This is a genomic window from Seohaeicola sp., from assembly GCF_048006315.1.
Lineage (GTDB): Bacteria > Pseudomonadota > Alphaproteobacteria > Rhodobacterales > Rhodobacteraceae > Seohaeicola.
Genome location: NZ_CP180350.1, coordinates 200,975 through 213,698 on the forward strand (window position 1 = coordinate 200,975; position 12,724 = coordinate 213,698).

Annotated in this window: 14 protein-coding genes; 8 read left to right on the forward strand and 6 right to left on the reverse strand. The window is 64.8% G+C overall.

Annotation, left to right across the window (positions count from 1 at the left end; genetic code table 11):
• Positions 1–74: 74 nt before the first annotated feature.
• From ACMUJL_RS01150 to lipA, 3 genes are all read left to right on the forward strand, one after another.
• Positions 75–713: a hypothetical protein gene (locus ACMUJL_RS01150; RefSeq protein ID WP_375571051.1), complete on the forward strand. Its 639-nt coding sequence runs from the start codon at positions 75–77 to the stop codon at positions 711–713.
• Between the two features lie 61 nt (positions 714–774).
• Complete coding sequence (locus tag ACMUJL_RS01155; RefSeq protein WP_375571049.1) at positions 775–1,707, forward strand: LysR substrate-binding domain-containing protein; 933 nt, start codon at positions 775–777, stop codon at positions 1,705–1,707.
• Between the two features lie 81 nt (positions 1,708–1,788).
• On the forward strand, positions 1,789–2,739 hold the full coding sequence (gene lipA, locus ACMUJL_RS01160; RefSeq protein WP_068289848.1) for a lipoyl synthase: 951 nt from the start codon (positions 1,789–1,791) through the stop codon (positions 2,737–2,739).
• 114 nt (positions 2,740–2,853) lie between these two features.
• On the opposite strand, the gene ACMUJL_RS01165 is transcribed toward lipA, so the two are convergent.
• From ACMUJL_RS01165 to hpt, 3 genes are all read right to left on the reverse strand, one after another.
• Positions 2,854–3,744 carry a cytochrome c gene (locus tag ACMUJL_RS01165; protein ID WP_375571047.1) on the reverse strand — a complete coding sequence of 297 codons (891 nt, stop codon included), beginning with the start codon at positions 3,742–3,744 and terminating at the stop codon, positions 2,854–2,856.
• 51 nt (positions 3,745–3,795) lie between these two features.
• Positions 3,796–4,275 carry a c-type cytochrome gene (locus tag ACMUJL_RS01170; RefSeq protein ID WP_068289842.1) on the reverse strand — a complete coding sequence of 160 codons (480 nt, stop codon included), beginning with the start codon at positions 4,273–4,275 and terminating at the stop codon, positions 3,796–3,798.
• 123 nt (positions 4,276–4,398) lie between these two features.
• Positions 4,399–4,941 carry a hypoxanthine phosphoribosyltransferase gene (hpt, locus tag ACMUJL_RS01175; protein ID WP_375571044.1) on the reverse strand — a complete coding sequence of 181 codons (543 nt, stop codon included), beginning with the start codon at positions 4,939–4,941 and terminating at the stop codon, positions 4,399–4,401.
• A gap of 95 nt (positions 4,942–5,036) precedes the next feature.
• Between hpt and ACMUJL_RS01180 the strand changes: the two genes are divergently transcribed.
• Positions 5,037–5,489 carry a type II toxin-antitoxin system RatA family toxin gene (locus ACMUJL_RS01180; protein ID WP_068289839.1) on the forward strand — a complete coding sequence of 151 codons (453 nt, stop codon included), beginning with the start codon at positions 5,037–5,039 and terminating at the stop codon, positions 5,487–5,489.
• A 41-nt stretch (positions 5,490–5,530) separates the two neighbouring features.
• On the forward strand, positions 5,531–6,829 hold the full coding sequence (locus ACMUJL_RS01185; RefSeq protein WP_375571040.1) for an MmgE/PrpD family protein: 1,299 nt from the start codon (positions 5,531–5,533) through the stop codon (positions 6,827–6,829).
• Positions 6,830–6,850: 21 nt separating this feature from the next.
• Here ACMUJL_RS01185 and ACMUJL_RS01190 read toward each other — a convergent pair whose 3' ends face one another.
• The 3 genes from ACMUJL_RS01190 to ACMUJL_RS01200 are packed head-to-tail and all read right to left on the reverse strand — an operon-like array spanning position 6,851 to position 8,968.
• Entirely contained in the window at positions 6,851–7,330 is a 480-nt protein-coding gene (locus ACMUJL_RS01190; protein ID WP_068289836.1) for a CinA family protein, read from the reverse strand.
• A 1-nt stretch (position 7,331) separates the two neighbouring features.
• Positions 7,332–7,832, reverse strand: coding sequence for a phosphatidylglycerophosphatase A (locus tag ACMUJL_RS01195; RefSeq protein WP_375571038.1), 501 nt, complete (start codon positions 7,830–7,832; stop codon positions 7,332–7,334).
• The gene (locus ACMUJL_RS01200) at positions 7,829–8,968 is read right to left on the reverse strand and encodes a bifunctional 2-C-methyl-D-erythritol 4-phosphate cytidylyltransferase/2-C-methyl-D-erythritol 2,4-cyclodiphosphate synthase (protein ID WP_375571036.1); all 1,140 of its coding nucleotides are present in this window, start codon (positions 8,966–8,968) and stop codon (positions 7,829–7,831) included. Before ACMUJL_RS01200 ends, ACMUJL_RS01195 begins: the two co-directional genes overlap by 4 nt.
• A gap of 241 nt (positions 8,969–9,209) precedes the next feature.
• Between ACMUJL_RS01200 and dusB the strand changes: the two genes are divergently transcribed.
• Genes dusB through ACMUJL_RS01215 form a run of 3 tightly spaced genes read left to right on the forward strand, consistent with a single transcriptional unit; the run spans position 9,210 to position 12,688 of the window.
• The gene (dusB, locus tag ACMUJL_RS01205; RefSeq protein ID WP_375571034.1) at positions 9,210–10,205 is read left to right on the forward strand and encodes a tRNA dihydrouridine synthase DusB; all 996 of its coding nucleotides are present in this window, start codon (positions 9,210–9,212) and stop codon (positions 10,203–10,205) included.
• Positions 10,202–11,308, forward strand: a complete 1,107-nt coding sequence (locus tag ACMUJL_RS01210) for a two-component system sensor histidine kinase NtrB (RefSeq protein WP_416914084.1) — start codon at positions 10,202–10,204, stop codon at positions 11,306–11,308. The genes dusB and ACMUJL_RS01210 overlap by 4 nt, the downstream gene beginning before the upstream one ends.
• A gap of 6 nt (positions 11,309–11,314) precedes the next feature.
• Positions 11,315–12,688, forward strand: a complete 1,374-nt coding sequence (locus tag ACMUJL_RS01215; protein WP_416914085.1) for a response regulator — start codon at positions 11,315–11,317, stop codon at positions 12,686–12,688.
• Positions 12,689–12,724: the final 36 nt, after the last annotated feature.

Consider the following 12,724-nt stretch of genomic DNA (forward strand, 5'->3'; position numbering starts at 1 on the left):
GGCCTGTCACGGTTCGGCCTTAAAACGGCCGGATCCCGGGGGCAGCATGGCATCTCCTGATAAGTGGTATGCTCATGTTTGACGATCATTCCCGCGTGACACGCCTGCACCTGCCCGCAACCTTCCGGCCGCGCTATCCCTGGTTCGTCTGGTTTGCCATGGGAATGATGTCCCTGCTTGCACTGCTTTCCTTGTGGGCGGCGTCCTGGGGGCTTGTCCGTGGTGCACTGCCGAGCGATCCGGGTGTTCGGGGTGGTGTCGTGACCTCACTGGTCGTGGGGCTTTTCCTGCTGAGTTTCCCGCTGCTTCTTCTGTGGTCGGCTGTGCGGGGCTTGCCCCGGCTGCATGTCGACCACGGGATCGTGCAGCTCACCTCGATCTTCGGCAAGGTTCAGGTGCTCCGGCTGTCCGATTATGCCGAGGTGTCGCTTGGCGAGACGGTACTTGCCAGGGGCTATCAACCAAGGCTCGAGGCGGTTCCGATGACGCCGGGCGCCAAGCTGCAGATGCTTGCCTTGCGTCCCTTCGTCAGGAACAGATCCGAAGCCGAGGCGCTTGTGGCCCTGGTCCGGCATGCCGGGGGCGAAAGGCCGAAGCCGCTGCCCGCGCAAGAGGCCCGGTTGCACCGTGAAACCCGCAAGGAGTGGATGGCACTTGCGGCGATCATCATCGGCGCCTTCGTGCTGCTTGTCATTCTCAGGATGTCGGCGTGAAAGGGGCGCCATTCCTATAATGGGCGTTGTCAAGAACGGGGTGGGTGCATAACTTCGCGTTATGAATATCACCCTGCGTCAACTGACCTATTTCAAGGCCCTGGCAGAACAGCGCAATTTCGGCCGTGCGGCCGACGTGGTGCATGTGTCGCAACCTGCGCTATCCGTGCAGATCCGCGAGCTGGAGAAGAATCTTGGCGCGGCGCTGGTCGAACGTCAGGCCCGCGATGTGGTGCTGACGCCGTTCGGGCGGCGCATCCTGTCCCATGCCGAGGCCGTTCTGTCGGCAACCCAGGCCCTGACCGATGCGGCGCGTTGGCGTGGCGGTCTGTCGGGAGAGTTGCGCCTTGGCGTCATCCCGACCATCGCGCCCTATATCCTGCCGGGCGCGCTCGAGGCGCTGCGCTCGCGCGATATCTCGCTGGATGTGCAGGTGCAGGAGGCCAAGACCGACCGTCTGCTGGCCGAATTGCGGGCAGGGCGTCTGGATGCGGCGGTGATCGCGCTGCCCTCGGCCGAGGATGGCCTGGTCGAGATGCCGCTGTTTCAGGACCGTTTTCTACTGGCCGGGACCAGGGCGCGACTGGCCGCGCTGGGGGCCGGGGCCGATGCGCTGCGCCCGATGGAACTGGGCGCGAGCCAGCTGTTGCTGCTGGAAGAGGGGCATTGCCTGACCGATCAGGCGCTCGAGGTCTGCGGGCGTGGCCGGGGGCATGCGCAGATCAACATGGGGGCCTCTTCGCTCAGCACCTTGTCGCGGCTGGTGGCGGCAGGTTTCGGTCTGACGCTGATGCCGGAACTGGCGGCGCTGCAGGAACAGCGCGCGGCGCCCGAGATGCACCTGATGCGCTTCAGCCTGCCCGAACCGGCCCGGCGCGTGGGTCTTGTGCGACGCGAAACCAGTCTGGACGATGGCTGGTGCGCGCCCCTGGCCGAGATCCTGCGCGATGTGGGCGGCGGTCTGGTACGGGCGGCGCGGCGCGACATTCCCTGACGCCCCGGTCTGGCGGGTCTTTAATCCGGCCCTGAATGCGCGTATGTGAAGACAAGTCTCAAAAGCCCGAAAGGCACCCAGATGCGCGATCTGAAGATCCCCGGCCAGCGGCACCCCGAAAAGGCCCACCGGCCCGACAATGCCCAGCCCAAGAAACCCGAGTGGATCCGGGTCAAGGCACCGACCTCGCAGGGCTACAAGGATACGCGCAACATCATCCGCGAGCACAAGCTGGTCACGGTCTGCGAAGAGGCCGGCTGCCCCAATGCCGGCGAATGCTGGAGCCAGGGTCACGCCACCATGATGATCATGGGCGAAATCTGCACGCGCGGCTGCACCTTCTGCAATATCGCCACGGGCAAGCCGCAGACGCTGGATGCATTCGAACCGGGCCGCGTCGCCGATGCGGTGGCCAAGCTGGGGCTGAACCATGTGGTCGTCACCTCGGTTGATCGCGATGACCTGGAGGATGGCGGGGCCGAGCATTTCGCCCAGACCATCCGCGCCATCCGTCACCGCGCACCGGGCACCACGATCGAGGTTCTGACCCCCGATTTCCTGAAATGCGCGCCAGCCGCACTGGAAACGGTCGTCGCGGCGCGGCCTGATGTGTTCAATCACAACCTGGAAACCGTGCCTGGCCTTTACCCCGAAGTGCGGCCCGGCGCGCGCTATTTCCATTCCTTGCGCCTGCTGCAGCGGGTCAAGGAGCTTGATCCGTCGATCTTCACCAAGTCGGGGATCATGGTGGGCCTTGGCGAAGACCGCCAGTCGGTGCTGCAGGTGATGGATGACATGCGCGCGGCCGATGTGGATTTCCTGACCATCGGTCAATACCTGCAACCCACGCCGAAACATCACGCGGTGGACCGTTTCGTGCATCCCGATGAGTTCGCCGCCTATGAAAAGGCCGCTTTCGGCAAGGGGTTCCTGATGGTGTCGGCCACGCCGCTGACGCGATCCTCCTACCATGCGGGTGATGATTTCGCGCGGCTGCGCGACGCGCGGCAGGCGCGGCTTGGTCGGGCCTGACAGGGCAAAGGCAGCGGCCTTCGTGACGGCGGGCGGCAAGGGGGCCAGCCCCCTCCGGCGAACTGCGTTCGCCGTTCACCCCCGGGATATTTCAGGCAAGAAGAAGCCCCTTGGTCAGTCGACCGGCGCCAACCGCTTGAGATAGGCGGCCAGGGCAGCGCGGTCGGCCTCGGGCAATTGCGCAAGGTTCTGGACCACTTCGGCCATGCTGCCGCCGGCGGTGTCATAGTCAGGCGTGAAGCCCGAGGTGAAATAGGCCACGATATCGGCTTCGGACCAGTCAAGCCGCGCGGGCGTGATGTTGGGGATCGTACCGCTGCCCGATGGGTTGGGGGCCCCGCCCAACCATCGATCATGGTCAAGCGCGCCCAAGGGGCCGCGCGGCGTATGGCATTCGGCGCAATGGCCCAGGGCCTCGGCAAGGTAGCGGCCACGGTTTTCCGCGGCGGTCAATTCGCCCGTCACGGTCCATCCGTGATCCAGATAGAGCGCCTTCCACAGGCCAAGCCCGCGCCGGATCGTGAAGGGAAAGCCCAGGTCATGCGGCTGGTCGGGGGTTGCATCGGCGGGTAGCGTGACAAGATAGGCCTGCAGATCCGCGATATCCTGCAGCGTTGCGCGACTGTATGACGTGTAGGGAAACGCCGGGTAATAGTGCTGACCCTGCGGTGACGTGCCGTAGCGCATCGCGTTGACAAGATCGGCCAGATCCCAGCCGCCGATCCCGTGATCGGGATCCTGCGATATGTTGGGAGCGCGGAAGCTGCCGAAGGGCGTGGCGAAAGCCCGCCCTCCCGACAGGATCAGGCGCGCCTCGCCTGTCGCGCCTTCGGCGGCATGGCATGACGCGCAGCCGCCCGCGTCAAAGACGTCCTTGCCGCGGGCAGGCACACCGACCAGCCCTGCCACCGCATCAGGATCGACACGGTCCGGCGCGGTGATCCACAGACCGCCGCCCAGAACGAGCGCGCCCAATGCCGCAAGAGATGTGATGGCCCTGATCATCGTCGTCAAATCCGGTCCGGGGCGCCAGGGCGGGCCCGGCGCCCCACGGGATCAGTTGCTGGGGGTGCGGTAGGCTTTGTGGCACGCGCCGCACGCGCCGCCAACGGCGCCCATGGCGGCCTGCAGGCTGGCAAGATCCGTGCCGGCGGCCGCTTCCATCGCGGTGGCTGCGGTGACAAGGTCGCTGCCTTTGCTCATCACGTCGGGCAGGTTTTCCCACAAGGCGGGCAGGGCGCGCGAGCCGTCAACGCTCATGTCATCCGACCCTTCGGGCCAGAGTCGGCGCTGGTCCAGCCTTGCAAGGCTGGCAAGGTTCGTGGCGGCGGCGCTTGCCGCATCGCTGTCATAGGCAACATCGCCCTTGGCCATGGCACCAAGCTGTCCGAGGTTGAAGGCATAAAGCTGCATCTGCGCCTGACGTGCCTTGGTGGCATCGTTCAGCGCCTTTTGCTGCGCGTCCTGCCCGGTGGCGGCACCCGCCGCGATCGCGAGTCCGAGAACGGCGCCGATAATGGTAAGCCCCTTGGTCATGAAATCCTGTCCTTTGCTGTGCACACACTGTGGTGGACAGTTTGTCGCAGGTGCGCCGTCCTGTCGCATCACATAACCGTGACGACAGCCCTGTTTGCCGATCCGGCCTGCCGGCGACAGCCCTCAGGAATCCGTGAAGCGCACCTTGCCGATATAGGGCAGGTTGCGGTTGCGCTGCGCGAAGTCGATCCCATAGCCCACGACGAATTCATCGGGAATCTCGAATCCGGTCCAATCGGCCTTGATCTGCGCTTCGTGGCGGCTTGGCTTGTCCAGCAGGGCAATCGTCTTCAACCTGTGCGGTGCGCGCGACAGCAAAAGCTGGCGTACATGGTAAAGGGTATGGCCTGTATCGACGATGTCCTCGACGACCAGTACGTCGCGTCCTTCAATTGCGCCACGCAAGTCCTTGAGAATGCGAACTTCCCGGCTGCTTTCCATGGCGTTTCCATAAGATGACGCCTCGAGGAAGTCGACCTCGACCGGCAGATCCAGTTCCCGCACGAGATCGGCGATGAACACGAAGGACCCGCGCAGCAACCCCACGACCACCAGCTTGTCGGTGTCTGTAAACTCGGCTTCGATCTGGTGCGAGAGGGCCTCGATCCGGGCGGCGATGGCCTTGGCCGAGATCATCCGGTCGATGACATAAGGACGCTGGGTCATGGGTTTTCCTTGCAATTCGACGCTCACTCTACGAAATGAAGCCCCACTGTCACGCGCGAAAATGCCTCACAGACGATCAGGACGACCCACAGACAATGCCGACCCATTCCGAAACCCGCAGGCTGCCCTACAGCGCGCAGCAGATGTATGACCTGGTGGCGGATGTCGCGAAATACCCGCAGTTCCTGCCCTGGTGCGCGGCAGCGCGCATCCGGTCGGTGACACCGCGCTCGGATGGGGCCGAGGTGATGGAGGCGGATCTGGTGATCAGCTTCAAGGTATTCCGCGAACGATTCGGCAGCCGCGTGACGCTGTGGCCCGCGCAGATGAAGATCGACACCGAATATCTGGATGGGCCGTTTCGCTACATGAAATCCAACTGGGCCTTCAGGGATGCGCCTGAGGGTGGGTGCGATGTGTCCTTCTTCGTGGATTTCGAGTTCCGCAATGCCGTGCTGCAGGGGATCATCGGCGTCGTGTTCAACGAGGCGATGCAGCGGATCGTGCGCGCCTTCGAGCGGCGCGCGGCGCAGCTTTACGCGGCGTGAAACCACGCTATGCTGGCGGCGCAATAATGGAGCCGGCACGCATGATGATCACCTCACAACTCGCTGAATTCGCGGCGCAAACGCAGACACGTGATCTGCCGGAGGCCGCGCTGCGGATGATGCGGCTGTCGATGCTGGACTGGGCCGCGGTCGGGCTGGCCGGTCGGGACGAGCCCGTGGCCCGGATCACGCGGGACATGGTGCTGGACGAGGGTGGCGCGCCACAAGCGGGGCTGATCGGGCATTCGGGTCGCGTGCCGGCCCGGGCGGCGGCGCTGTCCAACGGGGCGACAAGCCATGCACTTGATTACGATGACACGCATTTCGCCCATATCGGGCACCCGTCGGTGGCGGTGATCCCGGCCGCCCTTGCGGTGGCCGAGGTACAGGATGCCGATGGCGCGGCCTTGCAGGCGGCGGCGCTGATCGGGGTGGAGGCCTCGATCCGCGTGGGCGTCTGGCTGGGGCGTGATCATTATCAGACCGGCTTTCACCAGACAGCCACCGCGGGGGCCTTCGGGGCGGGGCTGGCCGCCGCGCGGTTGCTGGGCCTGGATACACAGGGCTGCGCGATGGTGCTGGGCTTGCTGGCGACACGCGCATCGGGTCTGAAATCGCAGTTCGGCACGATGGGCAAGCCCTTCAACGCGGGTCTTGCCGCGGCCAACGGGGTCGAGGCGGCGCAATTGGTGGCGCGCGGTTTCGTGGCCAACCCGCAAGCCTTGGAAAGCCCGCAGGGCTTTGGGCCGACCCATGCCGGGCAGGACATCAAGGACGCGATGCAAGGCATTGGTCAGGAGTGGATTTTTGACACCGTCAGTCACAAGTTCCATGCCTGCTGCCATGGTCTGCATGCGGTGCTGGAGGCCGGCTTGACGCTGGCGCCGCTGGATCCGGCCATGATCGACCGGATCGAGGTGACAACGCATCCGCGCTGGATGACCGTCTGCAACCAGGTTGCGCCCATGACAGGGCTTGGGGCCAAGTTCAGCTATGGCACGGTATTGGCAATGCAGGTCCTTGGCCATGATACGGCGGTTCTGGCCAGCTACAGCGATGCGGTCTGCGCGGACCCCGCGTTGCAGGCTTTGCGCGCGCGCGTCCATGTGACAGCGGATGACAGCGTGGCGGAGACCGCCACGCGCCTGCGCGTCGTGCTGCGGGATGGTGCGGTGCGCGAGGCACGCCACGATCTGAATGCACCCATGGCGCTGGCCCTGCGGCAAGACAAGATCCAGACCAAGGCGCGCAGCCTGCTGGGGGCCTTGCGTGCCGATGCGCTCTGGTCCGTGATCGAGGGGCAGGCAAGTGCACGGGAAATGGCATCTTCCCTCGTCTGAACAGTGGCTTGTGGGGGGATGCTAAGCCTGTTGCGCCGCCGTCAAAAGCAAGGAAAGCGCATGATCGGTGGCTGCGCTGCGCACCCTGTCGCGGCCAAGAGCACCGAACTCCACCGTTTCGGTCCGGGTGGCATGGCCCTTGCGCGCCAGACCGAAGCAGACACGCCCTTCGGGCTTGAAGTCTGACCCGCCGGGGCCTGCGATCCCGGTGATCGACAGGGCCACATCCGCCGCCGAAGCAGCCAGCGCGCCCTCTGCCATTTCCCGCGCAACAGGCTCTGACACCGCGCCATGGGTCGCAAGTGTCTGAGCGGAGACACCCAGCATGTCGGATTTCGCGGCATTGGAATAGGTGACAAAACCCCGGTCGAACACATCGGAGGATCCGGCGATATCGGTGATGGCCGCTGCAAGCATGCCCCCTGTGCAGCTTTCGGCCGTGGCGATGCGCAGGCCCTTGGCCCGGTAGAGCGTCAGGATGTCCTTGGCGGATTGGCGCATGTCAGACCCCCAGCACACCGTGCGAGATCCATGCGCCCAGCCCGACCATCAGCGCGGCCATGATCCCGGCGATCACATCGTCCAGCATCACCCCCAAGGGTCCGTGCTGGCGGTCGGCCCAGCCGACGGGGCCGGGTTTGGTGATGTCGAACAGGCGGAAGGCCACAAAGGCCGTCAGCCAACCGGGCCAGAGCGCCAGCAGCCCCGCACCGGAATGGCTGGCGCCGATCATCACCGGCAGCAGCGCGATCCATTGACCGACAACCTCGTCGATCACGATCTCGGATGGATCATGATCGTCCTTTCCCTTTGTTTCCAGTGCCGTGGCCCACCAACCTGATGCAAATGCGACCACGATCGCCGCGCAGAACAGGGGCACACCGCCCAGCATGTAGAGCGCCCCGGCCACGGGTAGCGCCGCCAGCGAGCCCCAGGTGCCGGGGGCGGGCCGCAGATGCCCGACATGCCCGAAGGTGGCGATAAGGTGGCTGACGCGGCTCATGGTTTGACCAGTGTCGCGGTGGCGAGGGCTGCGATACCTTCTTCGCGTCCGGTAAAGCCCAGCCGTTCGCTGGTCGTCGCCTTGACCGACACCCGGTCAGCCGACAGCCCCATGATCGCGGCCATTTCGGACTGCATCGCTGCCGCGTGCGGGCCGATCTTGGGGTATTCGCAGACAAGAGTGCAGTCTACATTGCTGATCCGAAAACCGTTTTCCTGGGCCATCTGTACCGCGTGACGCAGAAAGATATGGCTGGCAGCACCCTTCCACTGCGGATCCGAGGGCGGGAAATGCCGCCCGATATCGCCCATGGCCAGCGCGCCATAGATGGCATCGGTGACCGCATGCATGCCGACATCGGCGTCGGAATGGCCGACAAGGCCACGGCCATGGGGCACTTTCACACCGCAGAGCGTGACGTGATCCCCCGGCCCGAATCGATGCACGTCGTAGCCATTGCCGAGCCTGATATCCATGCCTGTTCCTTGTCTTGTCAGGATGTGTTCGGCCCGGGCAAAATCCTCGGGCGTGGTGATCTTCAGATTGTCTTCATGTCCCGGCGTGATGACAACCCCGATCCCGGCGGCGCGCACCACCTCGACATCATCCGCGGCAAGGCCGGGATGCGCGCGATGGGCCATCTGCAAGATCTGGTAATCAAAACCCTGCGGGGTCTGGGCGCGATACAGCCCGTCACGCGCCTGCACGCCGGTCACATGTCCGGTTTCCGCGCGCCACAGGGCATCTGTCACGGGCAGGCCGGGGGCGGCGGCTGGGGCCGTGTCCAGAGCGTCCAGCACAGCTGCGATGACCGCAGGCGGCGTAGAGGGGCGCGCCACGTCATGGATCAGCACGCGGGTGACGCCCGCGCCTGAAAGCGCGTCCAGACCGCGGCGCACGGAAGCATCGCGGCTGGCACCGCCCGTGGTTACCATGACGCCGGAGGGCGGCACATAAAGATCAAGATCGTCGGGGTGCAGCACGACAAGGGTCAGATCAATTCCGGGCTGGCCGTGAAACAGATCGACCGTCCAGTCGATCACACGGCGACCTGCCAGCACGCGCCATTGCTTGGGCTGATCCCCGCCCGCGCGCGTGCCCCGGCCTGCGGCGACGATGATCGCTGCCGTGGTCATGCACGGTGTTCCTGCGGAAAACGGGCGTGAGTCACGTGGGGTCCGGCCTTGCTGTCTGATCCTGCCTTCTGCATAGGGCGCGGGTGTCGAAAGGGCAATGTGCCAGTTTGCCGGTCAGTCTGCTTAAATACTAGGCGACAGACGGGGGCGTGCCTATATTTGATCCAGATACAACGATGGTAGCGTTGTCGGCGGGCCTCGGCTTGCGATAGCCAAGAGCCAATGCACAAGGAATAAGCACGTGTCTTTGCATGTAGGAGATCATCATCTGTCCTCTCCGGTGCTTTTGGCGCCTCTGGCCGGAATCACGGATCTGCCGTTTCGCACGCTGGTCGCCTCGTTCGGAGCGGGCCTGGTGGTCAGCGAAATGGTGGCCTGCCGCGAGATCGTCACCGGCCGGATCGAGGCGCGCGAGCGGGCCGAACTGGGGGCGGATGTCGCGGGCACATCCGTGCAGATCGCCGGGCGCGATCCGCACTGGATGGCCGAGGCGGCGCGGATGATCGAAGCCTCGGGGGCGCGGATCATCGACATCAACATGGGGTGCCCGGCCAAGAAGGTCGTCGGCGGTCTGTCCGGGTCGGCCCTGTTGCGCGAACCTGATCACGCCTTGCGGCTGATCGAGGCGGTTGTCGCGGCGGTCAAGGTGCCTGTCACAATCAAGACCCGGCTGGGCTGGGACGATGATTGCCTGAATGCGCCCGATATCGCGCGGCGGGCCGAAGGGGCGGGCGTGCGGATGATCACCATCCATGGGCGGACCCGCTGCCAGTTCTACAAGGGCAAGGCGGATTGGGCGGCCATTGCGGCTGTGAAGCGGGCTGTCGGGGTCCCGGTGATTGCCAATGGCGACATCGTCGATGCGGCATCTGCCGCAGAGGCGCTGCGCCTGTCCGGCGCCGACGGGGTGATGGTGGGGCGTGCCGCGCAAGGGCGGCCCTGGCTGCTGGCGCAGATCGCCCATGAACTCTATGGCCATCCAGCCCCCGATGTTCCCATGGGGCATGATCTTGTTGACATGGTATCAAGGCATTACGAGGCGATGTTGATGTTTTATGGTCAGGATCTCGGGCTGCGCGTCGCGCGCAAGCACCTGGGCTGGTACATGGACGAGGCGGGAACCGAAGCCCCGCTGCGGCAGCGTATCCAGCGTGCCGATGCGGTCGATACGGTCCTGCAGCTTCTGCCCGACGCGTTGTCGTCGGCGGGCGCCCCTGCACGGAGGGTTGCCGCATGATCGACAATTCCGCGCTCTGGTCGTCATTACCGGTACCCGCGATCCTGCTGGACCCCGAGGATCGCATCGCTGACGCCAACCCTGCGGCAGAGCTGTTCCTGAATGCGTCGGTCAAGGCGGTGCGGGGGCATCCGGTCTGGGACCGCGTGATGGTGGATGCCCCGATGCAGGAAGCTTTCGACCGGTCGCGCGAGACCTCGACCCCGCTGTTCGTGAATGATGTCGACGTGGGCACCGGCGAAAGGGCGCCATTGCATTGCAACCTGCAGATTTCACCGATGCAGGGACAGCCGGGGTTCATGATCCTGCTGATCTCGCCGCGCGAGCTGGCCGGGCGGGTGACCCATTCGCAATCGGTCAAATCGGCGGCGAAATCGGCCATCGGCATGGCCGAAATGCTGGCCCATGAGATCAAGAACCCGCTGGCAGGCATCACGGGTGCGGCGCAGCTTCTGTCGATGGGTCTGAGCCCCGAAGACATGGAGCTGACCGATCTGATCGTCGAGGAAAGCCGCAGGATCGTGAAGCTGCTGGAGCAGGTCGAGCAATTCGGAAACCTCAGCCCGCCCGACCGGCGCGAGGTCAATATCCATGACGTGCTGGACCGGGCGCGACGTTCCGCGCTGCTTGGGTTTGGCGCGCACATGAAGATCATCGAGGATTACGACCCCTCGTTGCCCATGGCCTGGGGGGACCCGGACCAGTTGCTGCAAGTGGTGCTGAACCTGGTCAAGAACGCCTCGGAAGCTGCTGACAAGAATGGTGGAACCATTCGTCTGCGGTCCTATTACGAGCATTCGTTCCGCATGCGCCGCAGCGACGGGATGGGCCAATCGCTGCCCCTGCAGGTCGAGGTGATCGACGATGGCCCCGGTCTGCCCGCCGATATCGCGGGCGACATCTTCGATCCTTTCGTGTCGGGTCGGGAAAACGGCACCGGGCTTGGCCTGGCGCTGGTCAGCAAGATCATGTCCGACCATGACGGATGGATCTCGGTCGATTCCGTGCCGGGGCGCACGGTGTTCCGCATGTCCTTGCCGCGTGCCCCGCGCGACGTGCCGCCGCCACGCAAATCCAACAACTCACAGTCCTCAAGGGAGTAGACGCCGATGGACGGAACCGTTCTGGTCGCCGATGACGATCGCACCATCCGCACAGTGCTGACGCAGGCACTGACGCGCGCTGGCTGCAAGGTGCATGCCACCTCGAGCTTGACCACGCTGATGCGCTGGGTGGCCGAGGGGAAGGGCGATGTGGTGATCTCGGATGTGATGATGCCCGATGGCAACGGGCTGGAGATGCTGCCGAAGATCGCGCAGGATCGACCCGGCCTGCCGGTGATCGTCATCTCGGCGCAGAACACGATCATGACCGCCATTCAGGCCGCCGAGGCCGAGGCCTATGATTACCTGCCCAAGCCGTTCGATCTGCCCGACCTGATGAAACGGACGGCGCGGGCGCTGGAAAGCCGCCGCCGCGTGGCGCCTTCCGCCCCGGTCGATGCGGGCGCAGAGCGGCCTGACGATCTGCCGCTTGTGGGGCGCACCCCTGCGATGCAGTCGCTCTACCGGCTTGTGGCCAGGGTCATGAACACCGATCTTCCGGTGCTGATCTCTGGTGAAAGCGGGACCGGCAAGTCCTTGATCGCGCGGGCCATTCACGATTTTTCGGATCGGCGCACCTTGCCTTTCGTCACGGTGACGGCGACGGATCTGCAGGACATCGAAGGGCCCGCCCGCGTGCTGGCCCGCGCCAAGGGTGGCTCGGTCCTGTTCGACGAGATCGGCGATATCGACCTTGAAAGCCAGGCGCGGATCGTGCGCATGATGGACAGCCCCGGCGATCACGTGCCGCGTTTCATGGCCACCAGCCAGTCGAACCTGTCGCAGGCGATGGAAAAGGGCCGGATGCGGCAGGACCTGTACTACCGTCTGGGCGGGGCCACGATCGAGGTGCCTTCGCTGCGCGAACGGGTCGATGACATCCCGCTTCTGGCCGAGCATTTCCTGCTGCGCAGCGAAAAGGACGGTGCGCCAAAGCGCCGCCTGTCGCGGGACGCGCTGGAACTGATGCGCGCCTATAGCTGGCCGGGCAATGTGCGCCAGCTGGAAAACGCGATCCGCCGCCTTGTCCTGACCAGCCGCGCCGACGAGATCACCCGCTCCGAGGTGGAATTGGTTCTGGGCAACCAGCCCGAGATGGAGCCCGTGCTGGGCGGTGGCAACGATACCGAAAAGCTGTCGGCCTCGGTCAACCGCCATCTGCGGCGCTACTTCGATCTGCATGGCAACATGCTGCCGCCACCGGGGCTTTATGGCCGCATTCTGCGAGAGGTCGAGGGGCCTTTACTGGAAATCGCGCTTGAGGCGACAGGCGGAAATCAGGCTAAATGTGCCGATCTGCTTGGGATCAACCGCAATACCTTGCGAAAGAAGATCACGGATCTGGATATTCGCGTGACACGACGTCGGAAGTTGATGTAAAACCGCAACAGATAAGTGGCAGATTGGCCCATCGGC

What these genes read in the sequence shown, in the direction of transcription:
- ACMUJL_RS01150 (WP_375571051.1), top strand. Translation starts at nt 75, where the DNA reads ATGTTTGACGATCATTCCCGCGTGACACGCCTGCACCTGCCCGCAACC.
- ACMUJL_RS01155 (WP_375571049.1), top strand. Translation starts at nt 775, where the DNA reads ATGAATATCACCCTGCGTCAACTGACCTATTTCAAGGCCCTGGCAGAA.
- lipA (WP_068289848.1), top strand. Translation starts at nt 1,789, where the DNA reads ATGCGCGATCTGAAGATCCCCGGCCAGCGGCACCCCGAAAAGGCCCAC.
- ACMUJL_RS01165 (WP_375571047.1), bottom strand. Translation starts at nt 3,744, where the DNA reads ATGATCAGGGCCATCACATCTCTTGCGGCATTGGGCGCGCTCGTTCTG.
- ACMUJL_RS01170 (WP_068289842.1), bottom strand. Translation starts at nt 4,275, where the DNA reads ATGACCAAGGGGCTTACCATTATCGGCGCCGTTCTCGGACTCGCGATC.
- hpt (WP_375571044.1), bottom strand. Translation starts at nt 4,941, where the DNA reads ATGACCCAGCGTCCTTATGTCATCGACCGGATGATCTCGGCCAAGGCC.
- ACMUJL_RS01180 (WP_068289839.1), top strand. Translation starts at nt 5,037, where the DNA reads ATGCCGACCCATTCCGAAACCCGCAGGCTGCCCTACAGCGCGCAGCAG.
- ACMUJL_RS01185 (WP_375571040.1), top strand. Translation starts at nt 5,531, where the DNA reads ATGATGATCACCTCACAACTCGCTGAATTCGCGGCGCAAACGCAGACA.
- ACMUJL_RS01190 (WP_068289836.1), bottom strand. Translation starts at nt 7,330, where the DNA reads ATGCGCCAATCCGCCAAGGACATCCTGACGCTCTACCGGGCCAAGGGC.
- ACMUJL_RS01195 (WP_375571038.1), bottom strand. Translation starts at nt 7,832, where the DNA reads ATGAGCCGCGTCAGCCACCTTATCGCCACCTTCGGGCATGTCGGGCAT.
- ACMUJL_RS01200 (WP_375571036.1), bottom strand. Translation starts at nt 8,968, where the DNA reads ATGACCACGGCAGCGATCATCGTCGCCGCAGGCCGGGGCACGCGCGCG.
- ACMUJL_RS01210 (WP_416914084.1), top strand. Translation starts at nt 10,202, where the DNA reads ATGATCGACAATTCCGCGCTCTGGTCGTCATTACCGGTACCCGCGATC.
- ACMUJL_RS01215 (WP_416914085.1), top strand. Translation starts at nt 11,315, where the DNA reads ATGGACGGAACCGTTCTGGTCGCCGATGACGATCGCACCATCCGCACA.